The organism is Alteromonas sp. MmMcT2-2 (assembly GCF_022348305.1).
GTDB lineage: Bacteria > Pseudomonadota > Gammaproteobacteria > Enterobacterales > Alteromonadaceae > Alteromonas > Alteromonas macleodii.
In genome coordinates this window covers 1-23,142 of sequence record NZ_JAKRFA010000026.1, presented here as the reverse complement: position 1 = coordinate 23,142, position 23,142 = coordinate 1, and the positions used below count along the sequence as shown (strand labels likewise).

Annotated in this window: 18 protein-coding genes and 1 pseudogene; 12 read left to right on the top strand and 7 right to left on the bottom strand. The window is 46.0% G+C overall.

What is annotated here, in order from left to right:
- Genes MHM99_RS14595 through ccmA form a run of 3 tightly spaced genes read right to left on the bottom strand, consistent with a single transcriptional unit; the run spans position 1 to position 2,080 of the window.
- On the bottom strand, positions 1-792 hold the full coding sequence (locus MHM99_RS14595; protein WP_049585960.1) for a heme ABC transporter permease: 792 nt from the start codon (positions 790-792) through the stop codon (positions 1-3).
- Positions 792-1,457 carry a heme exporter protein CcmB gene (gene ccmB / locus MHM99_RS14590; RefSeq protein WP_049585959.1) on the bottom strand — a complete coding sequence of 222 codons (666 nt, stop codon included), beginning with the start codon at positions 1,455-1,457 and terminating at the stop codon, positions 792-794. Before ccmB ends, MHM99_RS14595 begins: the two co-directional genes overlap by 1 nt.
- Positions 1,457-2,080 (bottom strand): cytochrome c biogenesis heme-transporting ATPase CcmA, encoded by a 624-nt coding sequence (ccmA, locus tag MHM99_RS14585; RefSeq protein ID WP_049585958.1) that lies wholly within the window; start codon positions 2,078-2,080, stop codon positions 1,457-1,459. Before ccmA ends, ccmB begins: the two co-directional genes overlap by 1 nt.
- 280 nt (positions 2,081-2,360) lie before the next feature.
- On the opposite strand from ccmA, the gene MHM99_RS14580 reads away from it, so the two are divergent.
- Together MHM99_RS14580 and MHM99_RS14575 are read left to right on the top strand one after the other, a co-directional pair.
- Positions 2,361-4,958, top strand: coding sequence for a flagellar hook-length control protein FliK (locus MHM99_RS14580; RefSeq protein ID WP_239219974.1), 2,598 nt, complete (start codon positions 2,361-2,363; stop codon positions 4,956-4,958).
- 11 nt (positions 4,959-4,969) lie between these two features.
- The gene (locus tag MHM99_RS14575; RefSeq protein WP_239219973.1) at positions 4,970-5,287 is read left to right on the top strand and encodes an EscU/YscU/HrcU family type III secretion system export apparatus switch protein; all 318 of its coding nucleotides are present in this window, start codon (positions 4,970-4,972) and stop codon (positions 5,285-5,287) included.
- 151 nt (positions 5,288-5,438) lie between these two features.
- On the opposite strand, the gene MHM99_RS14570 is transcribed toward MHM99_RS14575, so the two are convergent.
- From MHM99_RS14570 to MHM99_RS14555, 4 genes are all read right to left on the bottom strand, one after another.
- Entirely contained in the window at positions 5,439-6,635 is a 1,197-nt protein-coding gene (locus MHM99_RS14570) for an ABC transporter permease (RefSeq protein ID WP_014997519.1), read from the bottom strand.
- Positions 6,619-7,440: an ATP-binding cassette domain-containing protein gene (locus tag MHM99_RS14565; RefSeq protein WP_239219971.1), complete on the bottom strand. Its 822-nt coding sequence runs from the start codon at positions 7,438-7,440 to the stop codon at positions 6,619-6,621. Before MHM99_RS14565 ends, MHM99_RS14570 begins: the two co-directional genes overlap by 17 nt.
- A 316-nt stretch (positions 7,441-7,756) precedes the next feature.
- Complete coding sequence (gene recA / locus MHM99_RS14560; RefSeq protein ID WP_039223325.1) at positions 7,757-8,803, bottom strand: recombinase RecA; 1,047 nt, start codon at positions 8,801-8,803, stop codon at positions 7,757-7,759.
- A 120-nt stretch (positions 8,804-8,923) separates the two neighbouring features.
- A complete protein-coding gene (locus tag MHM99_RS14555) occupies positions 8,924-9,463 on the bottom strand; it encodes a CinA family protein (protein ID WP_039224731.1) in 540 nt (179 codons plus the stop codon).
- Positions 9,464-9,606: 143 nt separating this feature from the next.
- Here MHM99_RS14555 and mutS point away from each other — a divergent pair, with 143 nt between their 5' ends.
- The 10 genes and pseudogenes from mutS to MHM99_RS14505 form a co-directional block, all read left to right on the top strand.
- A complete protein-coding gene (gene mutS / locus MHM99_RS14550; RefSeq protein ID WP_239220002.1) occupies positions 9,607-12,228 on the top strand; it encodes a DNA mismatch repair protein MutS in 2,622 nt (873 codons plus the stop codon).
- A 156-nt stretch (positions 12,229-12,384) separates the two neighbouring features.
- Positions 12,385-14,016 (top strand): CTP synthase, encoded by a 1,632-nt coding sequence (locus MHM99_RS14545; RefSeq protein WP_239219969.1) that lies wholly within the window; start codon positions 12,385-12,387, stop codon positions 14,014-14,016.
- A gap of 59 nt (positions 14,017-14,075) precedes the next feature.
- Complete coding sequence (gene eno / locus MHM99_RS14540; protein WP_168532556.1) at positions 14,076-15,368, top strand: phosphopyruvate hydratase; 1,293 nt, start codon at positions 14,076-14,078, stop codon at positions 15,366-15,368.
- A 145-nt stretch (positions 15,369-15,513) separates the two neighbouring features.
- Entirely contained in the window at positions 15,514-16,248 is a 735-nt protein-coding gene (locus MHM99_RS14535; protein WP_168532558.1) for a hypothetical protein, read from the top strand.
- A gap of 451 nt (positions 16,249-16,699) precedes the next feature.
- Entirely contained in the window at positions 16,700-18,259 is a 1,560-nt protein-coding gene (gene leuA, locus MHM99_RS14530) for a 2-isopropylmalate synthase (RefSeq protein WP_075176065.1), read from the top strand.
- Positions 18,260-19,357 carry a 3-isopropylmalate dehydrogenase gene (gene leuB, locus MHM99_RS14525; protein WP_014997513.1) on the top strand — a complete coding sequence of 366 codons (1,098 nt, stop codon included), beginning with the start codon at positions 18,260-18,262 and terminating at the stop codon, positions 19,355-19,357.
- Positions 19,358-19,366: 9 nt separating this feature from the next.
- Positions 19,367-20,767, top strand: a complete 1,401-nt coding sequence (gene leuC, locus MHM99_RS14520; protein WP_239219967.1) for a 3-isopropylmalate dehydratase large subunit — start codon at positions 19,367-19,369, stop codon at positions 20,765-20,767.
- Between the two features lie 3 nt (positions 20,768-20,770).
- Entirely contained in the window at positions 20,771-21,376 is a 606-nt protein-coding gene (gene leuD / locus MHM99_RS14515) for a 3-isopropylmalate dehydratase small subunit (RefSeq protein ID WP_014948483.1), read from the top strand.
- A 346-nt stretch (positions 21,377-21,722) separates the two neighbouring features.
- Complete coding sequence (locus MHM99_RS14510; RefSeq protein WP_239219965.1) at positions 21,723-22,919, top strand: HD-GYP domain-containing protein; 1,197 nt, start codon at positions 21,723-21,725, stop codon at positions 22,917-22,919.
- Between the two features lie 100 nt (positions 22,920-23,019).
- Positions 23,020-23,142, top strand: a pseudogene (locus tag MHM99_RS14505) (IS3 family transposase); the annotation flags it as partial.

Here is a 23,142-nt window from a genome sequence, read left to right as displayed (position 1 = left end):
TTAACTGCCCTCTTTTAAACTAGCAGTAGCCGCATCACCAGGTTGTTGATTTAATGCTTTATTCATTGCTAGCGCTTGTACCCAAGGTCGGTGCATTTCTCTAAGCACAATCTCATTACGTAATCGTACCGTGGTCACAGCCCCAATAAAAAAAGCGAAGCCCAGCAGGTTAATTAACAACGGCCACAGCATTTCAGGGGCAATTGAAGGGTTGTCGAATTTACTAATGGTCGCGCCTTGATGTAACGTGTTCCACCATTCTACGGAGTAGTGAATAATAGGAATATTTACTACGCCCACCAGCGCCATCACGCCTGCGGCTTTACCCGCCTGTTGCTTATCTTCAAAAGCACCGTAGAGCGCAATCACGCCCATGTACAAGAAAAGCAGAATAAGTTCTGATGTTAGGCGTGCGTCCCATACCCACCAAGCGCCCCACATTGGTTTACCCCAAGCGGCGCCGGTGAACAGAGCAATAAACGTCATTACTGCGCCGATAGGCGCCATAGCAATCATGCTCATATAAGCGGTGCGCCACTGCCAAACCATACCCACCAAGGCCGCAATCGCCATGGCCACATAGGTGCCCATAGACAAAATGGCGCTAGGTACGTGGATATAGATGATTCTAAATGAATCGCCCTGCTGATAATCTTGAGGCGCAAAGGCCAGCCCCCACACGGTGCCTACGCTTAAACACGCTAGAGCGCCAGCCCAAAACCAAGGCTGTAAAGTTAAACAAAGCTGATAGGCTCGCTCTGTTTTTGCGTAGGGATGTAACCACTTCCACATTAGTTTTGACTCACTTTTAAAGAATATGCGATGGCAAACGGTGCCAATGCCGCAGCCAATAAAAGCATGGCGGCAATAATAGCAAGTTGCGCATAATAAGGTAATTGCAGTGCGGCAGAATCCACAGCCGACGTGGCAAATATCAGTAACGGAATAAAGACAGGGATAAGTAGCAATGCCAACAACACCCCACCTTTTTGCAATCCAACGGTAAGCCCTACTGCAATGGCACCAATTAAAGAAAGTAATGGCGTTCCCAGCAACAATGTTAAAACGAGCGCGATATACATATCGACCGTTAAATTTAAAAACATCGCTAGCAGTGGAGATAGCAATAATAAAGGCACGAAGCTAACCAGCCAATGGGCAGCCACTTTTACCGCACTCACCGCTGGTAATGGCATACCAGATAACATGTACTGCTCTAGCGACCCGTCTTGAAAATCATCGCGAAACAGCCTTTCCATCGCCAAGAGCGATGACAAAATTGCCGCAATCCATATTACCCCTGGTCCAATGCGTTGAAGGGTGTCGGGAGACGGACTAACGCCTAAGGGAAATAAGGTCACCACCATAAGCAAAAACATCAGAGGTTGCACTAATTCTGCTTTTTGCTTGAATGCAACCTGCATGTCGCGCTTAAAAATTCCTTGGTAAAGTGACATTAAAAACGGTACTCCAAATCGAATACACGGTGTTCCCCTGCAGTTTCTGATAGGTGTTGATGCGAAGTAGTAATGATGAGACCGCCGCGACCAACGTGCTCTTTCATACTTTTTTCAAGCATGTGAACCCCTTTTACATCAAGCGCTGTAAACGGTTCGTCCAGTATCCACACCTTTGCTGGCTTTAGCCACAGTCTCGATAGCGCGACGCGACGTTGTTGACCGGCCGATAAATACCTTACGGGCACATCTTCAAGTCCAACTAATCCCACTTTCTCTAATACATCAAAAAGCGTGTTAACAGGCACCGATACATTATGCTGAGCTAGCCAGAACGATAGATTGTCTAGGGCAGAGAGGCTGCCGTTAGTTCCGCTTTTATGGCCAAGATAAAAAAGGTCTCGGTAGTAACCTGTCTTGTCCTCTGAAATGTCCATGCCGTTGTACAATACTGCACCTGAATCAGGTGAACTCAGTCCTGTTAATATGCGCAGCAAGCTGGTTTTCCCTGCACCGTTAGGACCGCGTAAATACAGCAACTCACCGGGTTCGACAACCAGTGAAAGCCCTTCAAAAAGGGTTCTGTCTCGTTTGCTGCAGGTTAATTCGCGCGCCTCTAACACTACCTGGCTACTCCAACCTTAAAAAGAGGTTCTAAAAAATGGCGCTAGTCTACCACATGAACGCTTTTTCGCAGTCGCGAATTCCAATTAAATATGATTTACTTCAATGACAAAGGTATTTTTCCTGAGAGCCATCCGTCGTGAGTAAGTGTTATCCCTCCGCCTAAAGGATGAATTCTTTTGCTTCATCTTATCAACTGGTCAATAACGAAACTGCCAAACAGAGCTTTGCTATACTCAAATAAGTAAGGAAAAGCGCGACATTGCCGATATCTCAATTATGACAACACCACTATCATCTCTATTGGCAGCCGCTCTAAATCAAACAACTGGCCTGACGTCGCCTGTCTCGGCCGCTTTATCGTCTACAGATGCCGCTACTCAAGGCTCGAGTCGAGGAGCAACGCCTGTGATTGCCAACGCTGCGCTTTCGCAGGCTACCGTTTTAGACAATGCGGCGAAAGTGATAGTTGAACGCTTGCCTGAACGAGTGCTATCGATAACGATGACATCGAGTAATGCATCGTCAAATTTAGCGCCGTCGGTCGCCCAAGTATTGCACGTTGTCTTACCCGCAGAAGTTAGCGCTAAATTCTCCAAACACGCTATTCATAATGCGCAAATTGCTCTTCTGCCCCGAACTTCAGACCAGGTCTCAAACCCAGAAACGAAAAGTGTTCAAAATGCTCCGCAGAGTCAGTTAAGCGCTCAGTCTGCAATACTCCTTTCTACAAGTTTGTCTCAACAAGGCGCGTCATTGTCTGCGCCTGATAAAGCTGAATTACTGAAAGCCGTGGCACAAGCGCTTGCTGCAAATAACGCCGCCGTTACGCTTAAGGGTCAGCTTTCTATTTCTACAAAGAGCGAAAACTTTGGGCAACTCATTCTCACCACGGCTAAAAACGAGGGTGTTCCCCTTACAGACATAAACACTGAAAAGCTGGATAGCACGGCGAAAGCAGCGCTTCAAAAGCTGGTCGGCCAGCAGGTCGTAATAGGGCTAAGCCGAGCTAGCAACGGTGGAATCGCGCTGCAAATCTCTCAAGGTTTTTCCAATGGAAGCGCTGCCCCAAGAGCCAACCACAACAATTTCGCCACTATCACCCATAAAGATGTAAGTACCAACTTACAGCAACAGCTAATTTCCAGCGCTCTTAAGCAAGGCGGCGTTGCTGTTGAGCATAACTTGAGTAACCCGCCACAACTTAACGCGCTGTTACAAAGTTCAGGTGCAGACACCAGCGCGTTAAAAGTGCTTTCTGCGTTAACCTTAACGGGTAGCAAACTCTCAATTCGCACTACGCAACAAAGCGCGTTATTACAAATAAGTTTACCGCAGAGCAAGGCCCCTTCCCTTTCGGCTCCAACTTTGAATCTGGAGCAGGTAAATAAACTTGACCTTACACAATTACCAAAAGTGACGGCGAAAGGGCTCGATGCCGTCACGGGAAATAGCTCGCTCGAAGCCTCTTCATCCATTACAAACCTAAAAGCAGCGGCTCCCACATCGCTTAAAGGAACGGATGTACACAACGCAATTAGTACACTTTCTCGGGTATTATTGAGCCAAACAGGCAGTACGAGCCAAGCATTAAGCCAACTCGTTGCTATTGTTGAGAATGGAAAGTCACCGCCAGGCAGCGGCGCTCCTCAAGCACATGGAGCCCAGCATTTCGATAAAATTTTGCAGCACCTAAAAGGCCTTGATGCACTCAACGCGAAGCCTTCGCAAGTCAAAATATCTAATGGAGAGTTTATCGGACCGCCTAAGCCTTCCAGCGAACAACTGCTAGCAACAGCAAAAGCTATATTGACGGAAGGGAAAGAAACCGCTTCAGCAGAGAATAATGGCATGCAAGGAAAAGACGGTGGGAGTAAATCTTCTCTTGTATCACTTGCCTCTATCGCACAAGCGTTAAGCTCACAGGCAAAAGGCTTATCAAATAGCTTACTGAGCAACATCGCTGCTCAACTTGCGGCTACACAAGGTAAAGGCGCAGAGATACCACCAGTGGTTTCAGATAGTCACGTCACTATAGCGGGTTCAAAATCAAACGAGAGCGTAGCTGGCGAGAACGTAGGCGCTGTCGGCGATGTAAAAAACGGCGCGAAAAAACTAGCGCTCGATATGCACGAGCAAGGATTTTCGCAACGCTTGCAGCAGCTTATATCCTCACAGGTGCTGGTTACCACACCAATAAACTTAACCTCGCCCGTAAACACTTCCAGCTTTGTTCAAGGATTGGTTGCTTTGGTTCAATTAGCACTAGCGGGGCGTGCCATGCAGCGTCAGCCTGGCTTAAAAACGCAAATAGATGCGCCTGACTCTATCGTTTCAAAAACGTTAGCGAATATGGGGGTAACGACTCAACCAAGTCGCGTTAGCCAAGACATGAACCAGTTAGACGGCAGACAACAGCTGCTTTCTCAACTTAAAACACTGCTAAGTAGCCACCAGCAAAACAAAATTGCTAATGTAGATAGCCGTATTCAAGGGCAAGATAGTTTCTATTATATATTGCCATCACTTTCACAACATCAAAGTCCACCAGAACTCTTGATAAAACGAGAGCTGGGTGGCCAAGACAATAAGCACGCACAAGCAGGCCAACGTTCTCTTTGGAATATCACGATGAAGCTGGACATTGGTGACAGCGGACAAGTGTTGGCAAAATCTAAAATTGATAAAAGCACTATTACTTTAGATTTGTACGCTTCAAGCGATGAGGTACTTAAACGTATCGGAGACACCCTACCCTATTTACATAAACGTCTTACTTCGCTCGGCCTGGTTGTTGAAAACACCAGCTACCAGCGAGGCCACATTCCGGACACATTAAATTCGCGTCCTCATCAAATCTTTGAAACTAGGGTTTAGGTAAAGCGTTTATGACTGATTCGCAAAAGACAAAACGCGCCATCGGCCTAAAATATGACGGCGGCGATAAGAAAAACGCGCCGAAAGTGGTTGTCAAAGGCTATGGAGATTTGGCGGAAGCCATCATAGCCATGGCTGAAGAAACCGGGATATTAATTCACGAAGACCCATACTTAAGCGAAGTCCTTGCTACCCTTGATGTGGGGCAAGATATCCCTGAATCGCTGTATTATGTAATTGCCGAGTTGCTGGCCTATTCTTATGTCCTTCAAGGAAAAATCCCTCCTGGTTGGGAGGGAATTATCAAGCGTATCGACTTTGAAGTGTAGTAAACACAAAACTAAAGCGTATTGAACCTGCACTTCGAGTGTTAAATTGTCCACCTAATAAAAACCTTGCTGCCATAAAGAATAAGCCCGCTTTTAGCAGGCTTATTACAAAGATGCTAAACATCCACATGGTGCCAGGTAAGCTGTTTTGTTATCTAAACAGAACCTTTTCTTTATTAAACCAATGGATACAGAAGAAAATCAGTCCGGTTGCAATCACTGCAGTAGACGTAAATATGCCAAAGAGTGCAAAGTAGTCCATGGTACCTTTGAACAGCTCTTTCATCGCTAGGGCAACGTTAGTCAGCGGTACCCAAACCCAGCCGCCTTTAAGCTCTACACCAGGCATCATGGCGATAATTACAGGGAAAATAACCACCATAATTAACGACCCCATGTAGCTTTGCGCCTCTTTAAACGAGCGAGCATAAATTGAAAGTGATAGTAGAATAGCGGCGAAAACTGCCACCACTGGCACCAACATTAGAAAGATCAGCAGGAAGTCCACAAGACCAATCATCGACATGATCTTAACCACAAACTCAACGGCCATGCCTTGCGATAACACCAGTCCCCATATAGCCATGGAAGAAACGGTAATAAGCGCAGTAATTATCCCCGCAGTAGCAATAGTAAAGAATTTACCCAGTACCAGCTTATGACGGTCCATGGGCGATATAAGTAGTGTTTCTAATGTACCCCGCTCTTTCTCACCGGCACCTAAGTCAGCCGCTGGGGCCATAGCGCCTTGAAGGCACAAGATGAAGATGAAATATGGCAGCATACCGCCTAAGCGTTCACCCCACACTTCGCGATCGTCGGCGACATTTTGCTTTTCTATCTTGATTGGCTTTAGCAAGGCCTCTTGCTGAGTTTCATCTAGATTAAGCTGCGCAAAAGCGGTTTGTTGGAATGCATCGGTATATTCATCAATGATGTCGGATACGCGCCCCATCACCTTATTTAGACCAGCATCGTTGAGATAAAGCTCAATTTTATGCTGACCTGAACGCAAAACATCGCTATCAAAGGTTTCAGGAATAACCAAAACAAAATCTAATGTTTCGTTTTTAATGAGTTTAGCGTAGTCAGTCTCATCGCCAATCGCAACCGATTCGAATTTATCTGATGCGTCGTTAAAAGACTGAACAATTGCTGGCGCGTAAGCTTCACCCACTATCGCGTATTTCAGTACTTTATTTTCCGCTTTATCCGCCGCTGAACTCATGAAAAAGAACGCGACACCGAAAATAGCTGGGAATAATAAAAGCGGTAGACCAATCATGAATATGATGGTTTTCTTATCCCGTAATAGTTCTTTGAATTCCTTTTTAAAGATTAACCACATTACCCATCTCCTCAGAATCCATTGATAGTGTTTTTAGGAAGCTCTTATGCATTTGCCCGCCAGCCCCATCATTACCAGACAAAGCGCTAAAGGCGGCTAGCGAATCGTTAAATACCGTTTCACCTTGGTTAATCACGGTCACCTTGTCGCAAAGGGTTTGCACCTCATCAAGGTGGTGAGTAGAGAAAATAACCGGGGTACCTTTATCTTTAAGGCGCTGAATAAATTCCATCACGGTACTCGTTGCCATAATATCAAGGCCGGTAGTAGGTTCATCCAGTACCACTAGTTCAGGCTCGTGTATAACAGCACGGGCAATAGAGACTTTTTGTTTCATCCCTGATGAGAAATTCTCGGCACGTCTATCAAGGAAGGTTTGCATATCGAGTAAATCAGCTAACTCTTCAATACGCGCGTTAATCACATTTTTTGGAATACCGTGCAACGCACCGAAGTAGCTAATATTCTCTCGGCCACTCAAACGACCATAAAGGCCCGTTGAGCTAGATAAAAAGCCAATTTTTTTACGGGCAATATTAGGGTTAGAAAGCACATCCTCACCACCAATGATAACTTTTCCGCTATCAGGCTTTAGTGCTGTTGAAAGCATGCGAAGTGTGGTTGTTTTGCCAGCTCCATTTGGCCCTAACAGCCCAAGTACCTGTCCTTTTTCGCAAGTAAACGACACATCCCTTACCGACTGGAAATAGCGCCCTTTTAATCGCGGGTCCTTTTTTTCCTGTTCGCTAAGCTTTTTTGGGTTCTCCACCTCAAAACGCTTAGCAAGGCCTGATATTTCAATCATTTCCCTTCCCTCTTCTCACGTGTGAACAGTAGCACCGTTCATTATTGTTGTAGGCTTGCTTTGCTGTAGCCGCAAATTATGCCGTTCTATTTGTTTAAAATTGTTTTAGCGTACTAACCAGCTTTGGCAGTAATGGCTATTGCATCCTAGTAGTCTGTACTTACAAATATTTATTACAGCATTCCTTGTTTTTATTTGTTGTACAAGTTTCAGCCTTGCATTAAGTGTTAGTAAATATTTCTTAATATACCCTTTGATGAAGCCATAAAAAAACCCACCAAGCGGTGGGTTCTTACTATGCGGTTAAGCGCTAATTTTACTCAGGAAGCACATCGTCTTCTTGCTGAGGTATCGCTTCCTCCGCTTTCATTGTTTTAGAAAGCAGTAGCTCTTGGCGGATCTTGGTTTCAATCTCGTTTGCGATCTCAGGGTTCTCTTTCAAGAACTTCATTACGTTCGCTTTACCTTGACCAATGCGGTCGCCTTTGTAGCTATACCAAGCACCCGCTTTATCAACTAGCTTTTGCTTAACACCAAGGTCGATAAGCTCAGCTTCTTTGCTGATACCTTCGCCGTAGCGGATCATAAATTCAGCTTGCTTAAACGGAGGTGCAACTTTGTTCTTCACTACCTTAACGCGTGTTTCGTTACCAACTACCTCGTCGCCTTCTTTCACTGCACCAATACGGCGAATGTCTAGACGAACAGAAGAGTAGAACTTAAGCGCGTTACCACCGGTTGTAGTTTCTGGGTTACCAAACATTACACCAATCTTCATACGAATTTGGTTAATGAAGATACACAGTGTATTTGAACGCTTGATGTTTGCAGTAAGCTTACGCAACGCTTGCGACATTAGACGCGCCTGCAGACCAACGTGAGAATCACCCATGTCACCTTCTATTTCAGCTTTAGGTGTAAGCGCCGCTACCGAGTCAACAATAACAACATCTACCGCACCTGAACGTACAAGCATGTCGCAAATTTCTAGCGCTTGCTCACCAGTATCAGGCTGAGATACCAATAGTTCGTCGATGTTTACGCCTAGTTTTTCAGCATATACCGGGTCTAGTGCGTGTTCAGCATCAACGAAAGCACAGGTTTTACCCTTGCGCTGCGCTTCAGCAATAACTTGAAGTGTTAGCGTGGTTTTACCTGATGATTCTGGCCCGTAGATTTCAACAACACGTCCACATGGCAAACCGCCTATACCTAGAGCGATATCAATGGTAAGAGAGCCAGTAGAAATCGCTTCAATATCCATGGCTTGGTTATCGCCTAAGCGCATGATTGCGCCTTTACCAAATTGCTTTTCAATTTGGCCAACTGCGGCGGTTAAAGCTTTTGATTTGTTATCGTCCACGTATGTATCCTCTAGGATTTGCGGTTAAATTCTGTATTGGTGTTTTCCATATCTTGTATGAAATTACCAAATAATGATCACATTCTATACTGTACAAGCATACAGTTTCAACCAGTGTTTTTAATTTTCACTCAACATTTTAACTAAGTGAGTAATCGCAAAGCTAATAGCGTGTTGACGTACTTCGTCGCGATTGCCGCTAAACACCTGTTTAACTTGCGCTTCGTGTTCTCCACATAAAAAGCCGAACCATACCGTGCCCACTGGTTTTTCTTTGCTACCACCGCCAGGACCGGCAATGCCACTAACCGTTACAACAAGTTGCGCTCCGCTATTACGGCGCACGCCGTCTGCCATTTCAATTACCGTTTGCTTCGACACCGCGCCGTACTCTTTTAGCGTCTGCTCTGTTACGCCCAGTATGCTTTGCTTTGCGTCGTTTGAGTACGTCACCCAGGATTGGTTAAACCAATCAGAACTGCCAGCCACACTGGTAAAAGCAAAAGCGACTCCTCCGCCTGTACACGACTCAGCGCTTGATACAGTCCAACCTTTTTCCCTTAGTGCGTCGCCTAACACCTGAACTTGCGCAGATAATGCGCTATCAAGCGTTAAAGGGGTGGCGTTTGCTGTCGAATCAGTTGAAAATGTTGTGCTCATTTGGATATACCTAATTACACCTGTTGTGCTTTATCAGATCTTCGCTTGATCTTAGTGGGCGTGAGTTTATCATTTATTCCCCTCAACAGGCATTAAACCCAGCAACAAATTCGCAGAGGCATTTTTTGGAATCACATACTCCTATGATGCGCCAATACCTGACTATTAAGGCGCAGCATCCGAATATTTTACTGTTTTATCGCATGGGCGACTTTTATGAGTTGTTTTACGACGATGCCAAAAAAGCTGCTGAATTACTGGATATCTCATTAACAGCCAGAGGAAAATCTGGTGGTGAACCTATTCCTATGGCTGGTGTGCCTTATCATGTGGTAGAAAGCTATCTGTCACGCTTAGTGAAAATGGGCGAGTCAGTAGCCATTTGTGAACAGGTAGGCGACCCAGCCACCAGTAAAGGCCCTGTTGAACGCGCAGTACAACGCATTGTTACGCCCGGTACAGTCACCGACGAAGCGCTGTTAGAAGAACGTCGCGACAATATTCTGGCCGCCGTTTGTGGTCACAGTATGCACTATGGGCTGGCAACCCTAGATGTTACAAGTGGTCGTTTTGTTGTGTTTGAATGTGACAGCGATGAAAGCCTACTTGCTGAAATTCAGCGCATTAACCCAGCTGAACTGCTCTATCCTGAAGGATTTGAAAGCTTAGCATTGGTTGAAAACCGCAAAGGACTTAGACGCCGTCCTGAATGGGAATTCGACATTGATACCGCCACAGAGCAATTAAACGCACAGTTTGAAACCAAAACATTAGATGGCTTTGGAATAAAAGGCGTCACAAAAGGCTTAGGCGCAGCGGGCTGCGTTTTACAATATGTAAAAGATACCCAGCGCACTGCTCTGCCTCACATTCGCCGCATTCAGACCGAACAGCAAGACAGCCGCGTTCAGCTTGATGCTGCCACCCGCAGAAACCTAGAACTTACCCATAATTTGTCGGGCGGACAGGAAAATACGCTGTTTAGCGTGATGGATACCACCACTACGGCCATGGGTAGTCGTATGCTACAGCGGGTTATTCACTCGCCTTTAACCGACCAGCATGAGCTGCACAGCCGTTTAGATGCTGTTGAAACGTTTATTAATGATGACCCTGAAGATATTCGCACCGCGTTAAAGCACATTGGTGATATAGAACGTATTATGGCGCGCTTAGCCCTTCGTTCAGCCAGGCCACGGGACTTTGCTCGCCTAAAAAATGCGTTTAATGCGCTGCCTGATTTACAAGATGCCCTAGCGCGATTCGACACAGGCCAAATCAGAAGTATCAGCGAAACCATTGGCACTTACCCTGAGCTTCAAGCTCTGTTAAATGATGCCATTATCGATAACCCGCCAGTGGTAATACGGGATGGCGGCGTGATTGCCGAGGGCTACAACGCCGAACTTGATGAATTGCGCAAGCTATCACAAGGAGCTACCGACTACTTAGACGCTATGGAACAGCGTGAACGCGAGCGCACCGGCATTTCTACGCTAAAAGTGGGCTATAACAAAGTTCACGGGTTCTTTATTGAAATTAGCCGGGCGAACAGTGCATTGGCGCCCGCTGAATATATTCGAAGACAAACCCTTAAAAACACTGAACGTTATATAACGCCAGAACTTAAAGAGCACGAAGATAAAGTGCTAAGCAGTCAGGGCGCTGCGCTTGCTCTTGAAAAGCAGCTTTATGAAGCCTTGTTTGACAACTTTGCGCCGCACTTAAACAACTTAATTGAAACCGCCGCGGCGCTAGCCAAATTAGACGTGCTGTGCTGTCTTGCCGAACGCGCAGTCTCCCTTGATTGGTATCGACCTCATTTGAGTCAAGAATGTGCGCTTACTTATGATGCCGGTCGCCACCCTGTGGTTGAGAACGTGATGAAAGACCCCTTCATTGCCAACCCGCTTCAGCTAGATACCGAGCGCCGCATGCTGATTATTACTGGCCCGAACATGGGCGGTAAATCAACTTACATGCGCCAAACAGCGCTGATTGCGTTACTAGCCTGTATTGGTAGCTTTGTACCTGCTGAAAACGCCCACATAGGAAAACTTGACCGTATATTTACCCGTATTGGTGCATCAGATGACTTAGCCTCAGGTCGCTCTACCTTTATGGTTGAGATGACAGAAACGGCGAACATTCTCAACAATGCCACAGAAAACTCACTGGTATTAATGGATGAAATTGGTCGTGGTACCAGTACCTATGACGGATTGTCACTGGCGTGGGCATGCGCAAGTTATTTAGCAAAGCAGCTGAATGCTTATACGCTTTTTGCCACGCATTACTTTGAACTAACTGAACTTCCAGAAACCCAAAGTGGCGTAGTGAATGTGCACTTAGACGCGATGGAGTTTGAAGATACCATACGCTTCATGCATACCGTATCAGAAGGCGCGGCGAGCAAAAGCTTTGGTTTACAAGTTGCCCAACTTGCAGGCGTACCTAAGGCGGTAATAAAAGCGGCGCAACAGAAGCTTGCGGTGTTGGAATCATCACACCTTATGACCAGCACGGAAGATGAACCAGAGAACGCCAACGACGAGGCTTTTGTAGCGAAGAGCTCGGTAAAAGGTGCAAATAAAACAAGCGCATCAGGTAAAGCTACATCAAATACCAAAGGCCAAGCTGAAATGCTGTTCCCTGATAAGCCGCACCCGGTAGTAGAAGCCCTTGAAAACTTGTCACCCGATGAGCTATCACCGCGCCAAGCGCTAGACCTTATCTACACACTTAAGCGCCTGAGCCAGTCTTAAAGCAAGCTTAAGCGCGTATAAATTGCGCATCATGTGGGCAAATTGATTGTCTGCCCACATGAATTTGCGTATACTATCGCCCCGTCCAAAGTGTAGCTGGTTTTGTTCTAAACTCAGCCTATATTTACCATACAACCCAAACGTTCTAGGTTTCGCATGACAAATTATATTTTCGTCACCGGTGGTGTAGTTTCATCGCTAGGTAAAGGTATTGCTGCAGCATCGTTGGCCGCAATTCTGGAAGCTCGCGGTCTCACCGTAACCATGTTAAAACTCGACCCTTACATCAATGTCGACCCAGGCACTATGAGCCCTATCCAGCATGGTGAAGTATTTGTTACCGATGACGGCGCTGAGACCGACCTTGATCTTGGTCACTATGAGCGTTTTATTCGCACCCGCATGACCAAGCGCAACAACTTCACTACCGGCCGTGTATATGAAGAAGTATTAAAGCGCGAGCGTCGCGGTGATTACCTTGGTGCAACAATTCAGGTTATCCCTCATATCACCAATGAAATTAAGCGCCGCGTAATTGAAGGTGCTGAAGGTCATGATGTAGCTATTGTTGAAGTGGGCGGAACCGTAGGTGACATCGAGTCACAACCTTTCTTGGAAGCAATTCGTCAGCTAGGTACCGAAGTAGGTCGTGAACGCGCTATGTTCATGCACTTAACGCTAGTACCTTATATGCCAGCATCAGGTGAAGTAAAAACTAAGCCTACGCAGCACTCGGTAAAAGAGCTTCGCTCTATTGGTATTCAGCCAGATATTCTCGTTTGTCGTTCAGTAGGTGCATTGCCGGCCAGTGAGCGCTCGAAAATCGCCCTATTCACAAACGTTGCTGACAAAGCCGTTATTTCTTTGAAAGACGTAGACAGCATTTACCGCATCCCTGCTGCACTTAAAGCACAAGGCATGGATCAGCTAGTTGTAGACCGCTTCGGTCTTGAGTGTGAAGAAGCCGACTTATCTGAGTGGGAACAAGTACTTTACGCAGAGTCAAACCCTACTGCAGAAGTTAACATTGGCATGGTAGGCAAGTATGTTGAATTACCTGACGCTTATAAGTCTGTTAACGAAGCGCTTAAGCATGCTGGCCTTAAAAACCGTCTAACTGTGAACATCCACCACATTGACTCACAAGACGTGGAAAGCAAAGGTACCCAAATTCTAGAACAACTTGATGCTATCTTAGTACCTGGTGGCTTTGGTGAGCGCGGTATAGAAGGCAAAATTGCTGCTGCGCGTTATGCTCGTGAAAACAAAGTCCCTTACCTTGGCATTTGCTTAGGTATGCAGGTAGCACTTATCGAGTACGCGCGCAATGTTGCAGGTATGGAAAATGCGAACAGCACAGAGTTCGACCCTGAAACGCCTTATCCTGTTGTGGGCCTAATCACTGAGTGGTTAGACGCAGCTGGTACAACTGAAACTCGCACTGAAAACTCAGATCTTGGTGGTACTATGCGCTTAGGTAGTCAGCTATGTCACCTTATTGAAGGTACAAAAGTTCATGAGATGTATGGTAATGCCGAAATTTATGAGCGTCACCGTCACCGATATGAAGTGAACAATAACCTGCGCGACCAAATTGAAGCTGCGGGATTGAAAGTAAGTGGTTTGTCCACTGACAAGCGACTTGTAGAAGTGGTGGAAATCCCTGATCATCCTTGGTTCATTGCGGGCCAATTCCACCCTGAGTTCACATCAACTCCTCGGGATGGACACCCATTATTCACTGGTTTCGTTGCTGCGGCAGGAAAATACCAGAAAGAAAATCACTAATTTCTAATAAAAGGGGTGCTCTCTCCCGTTGCACCCCATTCAATTGTTGAGGAAAAAACATGGCGAAAATTAGTCGCATTATTGGACGCGAAATCTTAGATTCACGCGGAAACCCTACCGTAGAAGCAGATGTATACTTAGAATCAGGCGTAATGGGCCGTGCTGCAGCACCGTCTGGTGCCTCTACTGGTAGCCGCGAAGCACTAGAGCTACGCGACGGCGACAAGTCTCGTTACCTAGGTAAAGGTGTAACAAAGGCAGTTGCAGCAGTTAACGATACCATCGCGCCAGCGCTTATCGGCAAAGACGCACTAGCGCAAGCTGATATCGACTGCATCATGATTGACCTTGATGGCACAGAAAACAAAGAAACCCTTGGTGCGAACGCAATTCTTGCAGTTTCTCTTGCTGTAGCTAAAGCGGCTGCAGCGGAAAAAGGCGTAGCGCTTTACGAGCACATTGCAGACCTAAACGGTACATCTGGCCAATACTCTATGCCAGTACCTATGATGAACATCATCAACGGTGGTGAGCACGCTGACAACAACGTAGACATTCAAGAGTTCATGGTACAGCCTGTTGGCGCGAAGAGCTTTAAAGAAGCACTACGTATGGGTGCTGAAATCTTCCACGCACTTAAGAAAGTACTTTCTGCTAAAGGCCTTAACACGGCAGTTGGCGACGAAGGTGGTTTTGCACCTAACCTTAGCTCAAACGCTGAAGCGCTTGCAGTAATCGTAGAAGCCGTTGAAAACGCTGGCTATAAAATGGATGAAGACATCACCCTTGCACTAGACTGCGCGGCGTCTGAATTCTATAAAGAAGGCAAATACGTACTATCTGGTGAAGACAAGAGCTTCGATTCAGAAGCGTTTGGCGATTACCTTGCTGACCTTTCTTCACAATACCCAATTGTATCTATTGAAGACGGCCTGGACGAAAGCGACTGGGACGGCTGGGCAAGCCTAACTAAGAAGATTGGCGACAAAGTACAGCTAGTTGGTGACGACTTGTTTGTAACTAACACTAAAATTCTTAAGCGCGGTATTGATAACGGTATTGGTAACTCAATCCTTATCAAGTTCAACCAAATCGGTTCACTAACTGAAACCCTTAACGCTATTAAAATGGCAAAAGATGCGGGCTTTACAGCAGTTATCTCTCACCGTTCTGGTGAAACTGAAGACGCCACTATTGCCGACCTAGCAGTAGGTACAGCGGCGGGCCAAATCAAGACGGGTTCACTATGCCGTTCTGACCGCGTTGCTAAGTACAACCAATTACTTCGTATCGAAGAAGCACTAGGTGACGCTGCAACTTACAAAGGCCGCAGCGAAATTAAAGGTCAATAATTTAAGCTTGAGACAATGATGAAAAGCCGCTTTACATAGCGGCTTTTTTATGTCTATTTTTCGCCTTGTTTAATGAAACCATGTAGCAACAAGCGCCTAATCTTGCTAGGGTTAAAAGACTTTAGACAGGTATTTGATAATCCCGATGGCTTCAAGCGACAAACTTTCCCACTCTATACCCAACTCCCAAGTTGGCTTTTTCAGTGAAGCTGGTGAACTCGGCGGAAGCCACCCTCAATTCAATGAAATATGTACCGCTCTGTATGAAAGAGAAATCGTCTCTCTAGCTCATAGCGAGATAAAAAACCTATCGCTGATTAAGCGTCGAATGGGCGGGCTTCCTTATCACGTGAAAGCTATTGCTCGATATATGATTAGTAATGGCATCGCAAACAATCCATCCCCGCTAAAAACAGATACCCATAATGGAAGTTGGTATGCCAAGCAATCTGCAAAGTGCCCCGGCATTAATCATTTAGACGATGTAGAAAAGCGAGAAGCGTGGTATAGAAAAAACGCTAGGTATGGTCTTGTTGTACCTGTTTTAATTTTAAATATGGAAGGCTCTCACATTGAGCTTGATTCCATTGACATGGTAAACCAAGACAATACCCAGCTCCATCTGAACAAAAATGGATGGTTTGCTAATACAGGGGAGTGCATTTCTTCAACCCCACTACGCGATGAAATGGAAGCGGCCACGGCACTTTCAGTTCAAAACAAAATACTGCTGCGGCCTTCAAAGGCGATAATGACCGCTGCATGCTGTGGCCACGCATGGAGCTTTAAATCCAAGCGTTCACCACGTGCCTTATCCCTTCGCGAAATGCGCTTATCTACTCAAATCAACTGGAAGAACTTTACGCTGCTTAATAGGTAACAAAGCCTCGGAAAGAATAAAAACCCAGTATGCCCGCATAAAAAACCACAATATCTTTTGCATCTCTACAGCCAAATTTAGTACAAACATCCTAACCTACATCATCTATAGTAAATTCCCCCCCTCATAAATGGTTGTAGCTACTGGTTTCGTTGCTCTCAGACCGAGATCGTTAGGACACATATCCTAAATAATTAAAAGGAAGTATTTATACACGAAAAATATACTCATTATTGTAAACAATGGTTGACCTCTTCATGCCACATGGGTACATTGTCGCTATCAACTTGGTCAGCAAAGAAACAACAACAAATGCGTATTCGTTTCCTTCTTCTATCTCTACTCCTTATGGCAGCCAGACTGCACGGGTAGATTGCGACCAGCGATTTAATTTCACAAAAACCCGTGCCAAGCACGGGTTTTTTTTTAACTATTCAACTGAGAGAGCGTCATGACAAATCAAGTGAAGATCTTTGATACCACATTGCGAGACGGCGAGCAGGCCTTACCTGCAAGTCTAAGTGCCAAAGAGAAACTGCAGATCGCCCTGGCGCTCGAACGGTTAGGCGTTGACATCATTGAGGCAGGCTTTCCTGTCTCTTCACCCGGTGATTTTCGCTCTGTACAAATGATTGCCAAAGAAGTTAAGAACTCTATCGTTTGTGGCCTATCTCGCGCATTGCCGGGTGATATTGATGCATGCGGACAAGCATTAAGCGTTGCTGAGCAATTCAGAATTCACACCTTCATCGCAACGTCAGAGATTCACGTAGGTGCGAAGCTTCGCAAATCACAAGATGAAATTGTAGATATGGCCGTAGCCGCGGTGAAACATGCACGTAAGTATACTGACGATGTAGAGTTTTCCTGTGAAGATGCGGGGCGTACCCATATTGATTACCTATGCCGAATGGTTGAATCAGCGATTAGCGCTGGCGCGACCACGGTAAATATTCCGGACACCGTAGGCTACACAACACCTACAGAGTTTGGCGGTATTATTCAGCAATTGTTTAATCGCGTTCCAAATATCGATAAAGCAACCATTTCTGTACATTGTCACAACGACTTGGGCTTAGCGGTAGCAAATTCATTAGCAGCTGTTGAGCAAGGTGCCAGACAGGTTGAATGTACGATAAACGGTATTGGCGAGCGTGCTGGTAATGCTTCACTTGAAGAAATTGCTATGATCTTGCAAACCCGTAAGAACATGTTGGGCTTTGAAACTAACATTAATTCTACCGAAATATCGCGCACATCTAAGCTAGTCAGCCAGCTTTGTAACATGCCAGTTCAATCAAACAAGGCCATAGTTGGCGCGAATGCGTTTAGCCATTCATCTGGTATTCACCAAGACGGTGTCTTAAAAGCGCAAAATACCTATGAAATTATGACTCCAGAAAGTGTGGGTATTAATAAGAACAACCTAAACTTAACGTCACGTTCTGGCCGTCATGTGATTAAGCATCGCTTAACCGAACTTGGCTATAAAACCGAAGACTATGACTTAGAAGCGGTGTATGACGCATTCTTAAAGTTAGCGGATAAAAAAGGCCAAGTATACGATTACGACCTTGAAGCCTTGTTGTTCTTCGATAAGCAAAAGCACGACCAAGCACACTTCCAGTTGCTTTATCTTCAAGCGAATTCAGGGCGTGAAATTATTCCAAGCGCCACCGTTAAAATGAAAGTGGGCACTGAAGAAATTACCCAGTCTAGCATTGGAAACGGCCCGGTAGATGCGGCTTATAAGGCCATCATGTCTATACTAGGTCACGAAGATCTAGAAGTTGTCGACTTTAAACTAGATTCAAAAGGTGAAGGTGCCGACGCTTTGGCGCAAGTGAGCGTTATCGCTACATATAAAGGCCGTCGTTTCCATGGAATCGGCTTGGCTACAGATATTGTGGAAGCCGGCGTTAAAGCCCTTATCTTTGTGTTAAACAACACATATTTAGCCGATCAAATTGATCAGCAAAAAAATCAACAAGAACGCGTTGCAGGAGTATAAATGAGCCAGTATTCAATTGCCGTATTAGCCGGAGACGGTATCGGCCCAGAAGTTATGCAGGAAGCCAATAAGGTTTTAGATGCTGTTGAAAAGAAGTTTAACGTCACCCTCAACCGTACTGCATATCCTGTAGGTGGCTACGCCATTGATACTGAAGGCGAGGCGCTACCCTCAAAAACGCTTTTGGGCTGTGAGCAAGCCGATGCGATCTTGTTTGGCAGTATTGGCGGCCCTAAATGGGACACCTTGCCGTTAGAGCAACGTCCTGAGCGTGCCGCACTACTTACCCTTCGCAGTCATTTTGACCTGTTCAGCAACTTGCGCCCAGCTCGCATTTATCCGGGCCTTGAAAGTCTGTCTCCCCTTCGTGAAGACATTGCTAAATCAGGCGTAGACGTTTTAGTTGTGCGTGAGCTAACCAGCGGTATTTACTTTGGTCAGCCTAAGGGCCGAGAAGGTGAAGGCGAAGAAGAGTTCGCGTATGACACCATGCGCTATAGCAAACGTGAAATTCGCCGTATTGCTATTGCAGCGTTTGAAGCAGCACAGAAGCGTCGCGGCAAAGTGACGTCGGTGGACAAAGCCAACGTACTAGTAACCAGCCGCTTATGGCGTGAAATTGCTGAAGAAGTCGCAAAAGACTATCCAGATGTAGAGCTAGACCATATCTACATCGACAACGCCACTATGCAAATAATGAAGAACCCAGCGCAGTTCGATGTAATGCTGTGTTCAAACCTTTTTGGCGATATCGTTTCTGATGAATGCGCTATGATGACGGGCTCTATGGGCTTGTTGCCATCGGCAAGCATGAACGAGGAAGGCTTCGGCCTTTATGAGCCAGCAGGCGGTTCGGCTCCAGATATTGCAGGCCAAGGCATTGCTAACCCTATCGCACAAATTTTATCGGCCGCCATGATGCTGCGTTTCAGCATGAACTTGAATGATGCTGCCGACGCAATTGAAAAGGCCGTAGTGGCAACGCTAGAAGCAGGTGTACTTACAGGCGAGTTACTTCCTTCTGACAAACGCAGCCAAGCGGCAAGCACGTCGCAAGTAGGCGATGAAATCGTTAAACAATTAATGGCGCAGGAGTAAAACAACCTCATGGCCAAGACCTTATATGACAAAGTGTGGCAAGCCCACATTATTGACCAAATCGGTGAAGACAGCTTAATTTATATCGACCGTCACTTAATTCATGAAGTAACGTCACCTCAGGCATTCGCTGGCCTTAATGAAAAAGGCCGTAAAGTACGACGCCCTGATCGCACGGTTGGTACTATGGATCACAGCATTTCAACCCGTTCACTGGCAATTGATGCCTGTGGTCCGGCGAATGCGCTTCAGCTACAAACCTTGGCAAAAAACTGTGAAGAACACGGCATTCAGCTATTTCCAGTGGGTCACCAAAAGCAAGGTATTGTGCACGTTATGGGCCCTGAATTAGGTCTAATTCAGCCTGGTATGACGGTGGTGTGTGGTGACTCACACACTGCAACCCACGGTGCATTTGGTGCGCTAGCGTTTGGTATTGGTACCTCTCAGGTAGAGCATGTATTGGCCACACAAACGTTAAAACAAAGCCGAGCGAAAAGCATGCTTATCAACGTAAATGGCAAGCTTCCTGTCGGTATTACCGCAAAAGACATTATTCTTGCCATCATCGGCAAAATTGGCCACGCTGGCGCTACTGGCCATGTTATCGAATACGCAGGTGAAGCTATCCGCGGTTTGAGCATGGAAGAGCGCATGACGGTGTGTAACATGAGTATTGAAGCTGGCGCGAAAGCTGGCCTTGTTGCACCAGACGAGAAAACCTTCGCCTACCTTGAAGGCCGTGAATACGCACCCAAAGGCCAGGACTGGGAAGACGCTGTCTCTTATTGGAAAACCCTTTATACCGAAGAGGGCGCAACCTTTGACACTGTGGTTGAACTTGAAGCGGCAGATATCGCTCCTCAGGTTACGTGGGGCACCAACCCAGGCCAGGTTATTGGCGTAAACACACCGGTACCTGCTCCTGAAGATTTCAGCGACCCGATTGAAAAAGAAAGCGCGGTAAAAGCACTAGAGTATATGGGATTAAAACCCGGTGAAAAGCTTGCTGACGTTGCAGTAAACCACGTATTTATCGGCTCATGTACCAACGGTCGTATTGAAGATATGCGCGCAGCGGCACAAATCGCCAAGCGCGGTAAAGTCGCCGATTCAGTGACTGCGATTGTCGTTCCAGGGTCAGGTAACGTTAAACGCCAAGCTGAAGCAGAAGGCTTAGATAAAATCTTTATCGATGCTGGCTTTGAGTGGCGGTTGCCAGGTTGCTCTATGTGCCTTGGTATGAATGACGACAAGCTAGTGGCAGGCGATAGATGTGCCTCTACCAGTAACCGTAACTTTGAAGGCCGTCAAGGCCGTGGTGCGCGCACTCACTTAGTAAGCCCAGCAATGGCTGCCGCTGCTGCAATTACCGGTCGCTTTGCTGACGTTAGAGATTATCAGGAGTAAGTTATGTCTGAACAAGGTTTTACACAACACACAGGCATTGCTGCGCCGCTTGATCAGGCCAATGTCGATACCGACCAAATTATTCCAAAGCAGTTTCTAACTGGCGTAACGCGTGCTGGCTACGGCAAACATTTGTTTCACGACTGGCGTTATTTGGATTTAGAAGAGAAAGAGCCAAACCCAGCGTTCGCGCTGAATAAGCCTGAGCACAAAGGTGCGAGTTTGTTGCTAGCTCGCGAAAACTTTGGTTGTGGATCAAGCCGAGAACACGCGCCGTGGGCACTTGCCGACTTTGGATTTAAAACGGTTATTGCCACCAGCTTTGCTGATATTTTTTACGGCAACTGCATTAATAATCAGCTAGTGCCTGTGGCATTATCAAGCGAGCAAATGGACGCTTTGTTTGCTGCAGTGAAGGCAGACCCAGCAACTAAGATCACCGTTGATCTTCCAGCGCAAACAGTAAGTTTTAACGATACAAGCTTCAGCTTCGATATTGCTGAGCATCACAAAAACAACCTTATTAAAGGCTTAGATGCTATCGGTCAAACGCTTGAACTCACTAGTGCTATAGAAGCCTTCGAAGATAAACAGCCCGCGTGGTTGTGAAAGCGTGGGGCTTTAGCGCTTAACAACGCCCTAGCATGACACATGGGTGCTGTCGCGAGATGGCACCCTGTTCATTTCTCTCATCTATGCCTTCACCTTAACTTCGTATCAAGACGCCTAGTACCAAACCGCATGGAGAATATCAGTTCACCTGATTTGAACTATAAGCAACTTCTCGGCACATTTACACGTCACAGGTTTTCTCACGAATTCGTTAATCCTACATTCGCCGACTCTAGCTATAATAAAGACTAGTAAACTCCTCACTTTTTTCACTGAAATATCGTACTATTCGTTTCTATTGTAATTGAAGGCTATGGCAACGTTGTGCCTCACAGGAGAGATAATGCTAGAACAGGTACCCATTGATGATTTGCAGCCAGGAATGTACGTCAATCAAGTACTTGAACAAACAGGTTCACTTAAAATGCGCTCTAAAGGCATTGTGAAAACCCAAGCCATTATTGATAGTCTAAAATCGAAAGGTATTTTAAGCGTCGAAGTAGATCTTGCGAAATCTAAGCTGCCCGAGCCAGCTGTGCCACCCGAGCCAGCTAAAGAAAAAGAGCCTGTAGTGACTAAACCGGTTGTTAGGTCAGTGGGTCGTGATTCAATTAACGAAGCCAACGAGCTTTACAGCAGCGCAATTGCCATTCAAAGCGGCTTTTTAAAGTCACTTAAAAATGGGACGGTAAAAGATTTGTCTCCCTTGGAGTCGCTGTCGCAAAGCCTGATCGAAAGTATATTTGATAATAAAGATGCGCTGAGCTGCCTGACTATGATCAAGGATACCGACCAGTACCTTCTTGAGCACAGTATTAATTGCAGTGTACTAAGCGGCATTTTCTGTGAGTTTCTTGGCTATGACAGAGATACCACAGAGCAAGTGAGTTTAGGTGCCCTATTAATGGATATCGGCATGTCTTTGCTGCCAGATGAAATTCGCAATAACACAGGGGAATTTTCCAGTGATGATTGGGAAGTGATGAAAACCCACGTTGAAATTGGTGCAAACCTAGTTGAACAGTGTGGCGATATTTCTGACCTATCGCTACGCATCATTGAAGAGCACCACGAGCGCGTTGATGGAAGCGGCTACCCGAGAGGATTGGTTGGTGACGAAATCTCAGAGTTCGCGCGTATTGCTGCCATTGTGGATGCTTACGATGCCTTGACATCTAACCGTACTCACAAAAACAGTATCACGCCTACTCAAGCGCTAAAGCGACTAACTGCGACAGAGAACTTAGACCAAGAATTGGTAAAACAATTTATCCAGTGTATTGGCGTGCACCCTGTTGGCTCCTTGGTGAGGTTAAAGAGCGGTAAATTAGGTATTGTTAGCAAAATCAACCCAAAAGACCCCGTAAGCCCTCACGTTATGACCTTTTACAGCGTGACGTCGCAGCATTTCAATGAAGTGAAACGCGTTGATTTAAGTCAGTACGACGATGAGATTGTGTCAGGAGTTCGCCCCGAAGAGTTTAGTTTGAACTTACCAAAATTCTTTAAAGACGTTTTCATCAATCAGATGCCGCTGTAGAACACAAAGTATAACCAGCGAAAAGGCCCTTTTTTCAAAGGGCCTTTTTAGTATTTCTTTGTCCCGTCCTAAAATACGTTGACATAAAGAGGACTTCTTTATGACAACTTCAAGTAATCAAAGACCTAAGCGCACACAGCGTGATTACACCTTAGCTTTTAAATTGGGTGTGGTTGAGCGTGTAGAAAAAGGCGAATTCACTTATAAACAGGCACAAGCTCAC

Bases quoted from the DNA above. Each gene is read 5' to 3' on its own strand.
- MHM99_RS14565 (WP_239219971.1), bottom strand. From the start codon at position 7,440: ATGATTGAAATATCAGGCCTTGCTAAGCGTTTTGAGGTGGAGAACCCA.
- mutS (WP_239220002.1), top strand. From the start codon at position 9,607: ATGATGCGCCAATACCTGACTATTAAGGCGCAGCATCCGAATATTTTA.
- MHM99_RS14580 (WP_239219974.1), top strand. From the start codon at position 2,361: ATGACAACACCACTATCATCTCTATTGGCAGCCGCTCTAAATCAAACA.
- leuA (WP_075176065.1), top strand. From the start codon at position 16,700: ATGACAAATCAAGTGAAGATCTTTGATACCACATTGCGAGACGGCGAG.
- MHM99_RS14575 (WP_239219973.1), top strand. From the start codon at position 4,970: ATGACTGATTCGCAAAAGACAAAACGCGCCATCGGCCTAAAATATGAC.
- MHM99_RS14545 (WP_239219969.1), top strand. From the start codon at position 12,385: ATGACAAATTATATTTTCGTCACCGGTGGTGTAGTTTCATCGCTAGGT.
- MHM99_RS14510 (WP_239219965.1), top strand. From the start codon at position 21,723: ATGCTAGAACAGGTACCCATTGATGATTTGCAGCCAGGAATGTACGTC.
- ccmB (WP_049585959.1), bottom strand. From the start codon at position 1,457: ATGTCACTTTACCAAGGAATTTTTAAGCGCGACATGCAGGTTGCATTC.
- MHM99_RS14555 (WP_039224731.1), bottom strand. From the start codon at position 9,463: ATGAGCACAACATTTTCAACTGATTCGACAGCAAACGCCACCCCTTTA.
- MHM99_RS14570 (WP_014997519.1), bottom strand. From the start codon at position 6,635: ATGTGGTTAATCTTTAAAAAGGAATTCAAAGAACTATTACGGGATAAG.
- leuB (WP_014997513.1), top strand. From the start codon at position 18,260: ATGAGCCAGTATTCAATTGCCGTATTAGCCGGAGACGGTATCGGCCCA.
- MHM99_RS14595 (WP_049585960.1), bottom strand. From the start codon at position 792: ATGTGGAAGTGGTTACATCCCTACGCAAAAACAGAGCGAGCCTATCAG.
- leuD (WP_014948483.1), top strand. From the start codon at position 20,771: ATGTCTGAACAAGGTTTTACACAACACACAGGCATTGCTGCGCCGCTT.
- eno (WP_168532556.1), top strand. From the start codon at position 14,076: ATGGCGAAAATTAGTCGCATTATTGGACGCGAAATCTTAGATTCACGC.
- leuC (WP_239219967.1), top strand. From the start codon at position 19,367: ATGGCCAAGACCTTATATGACAAAGTGTGGCAAGCCCACATTATTGAC.
- MHM99_RS14535 (WP_168532558.1), top strand. From the start codon at position 15,514: ATGGCTTCAAGCGACAAACTTTCCCACTCTATACCCAACTCCCAAGTT.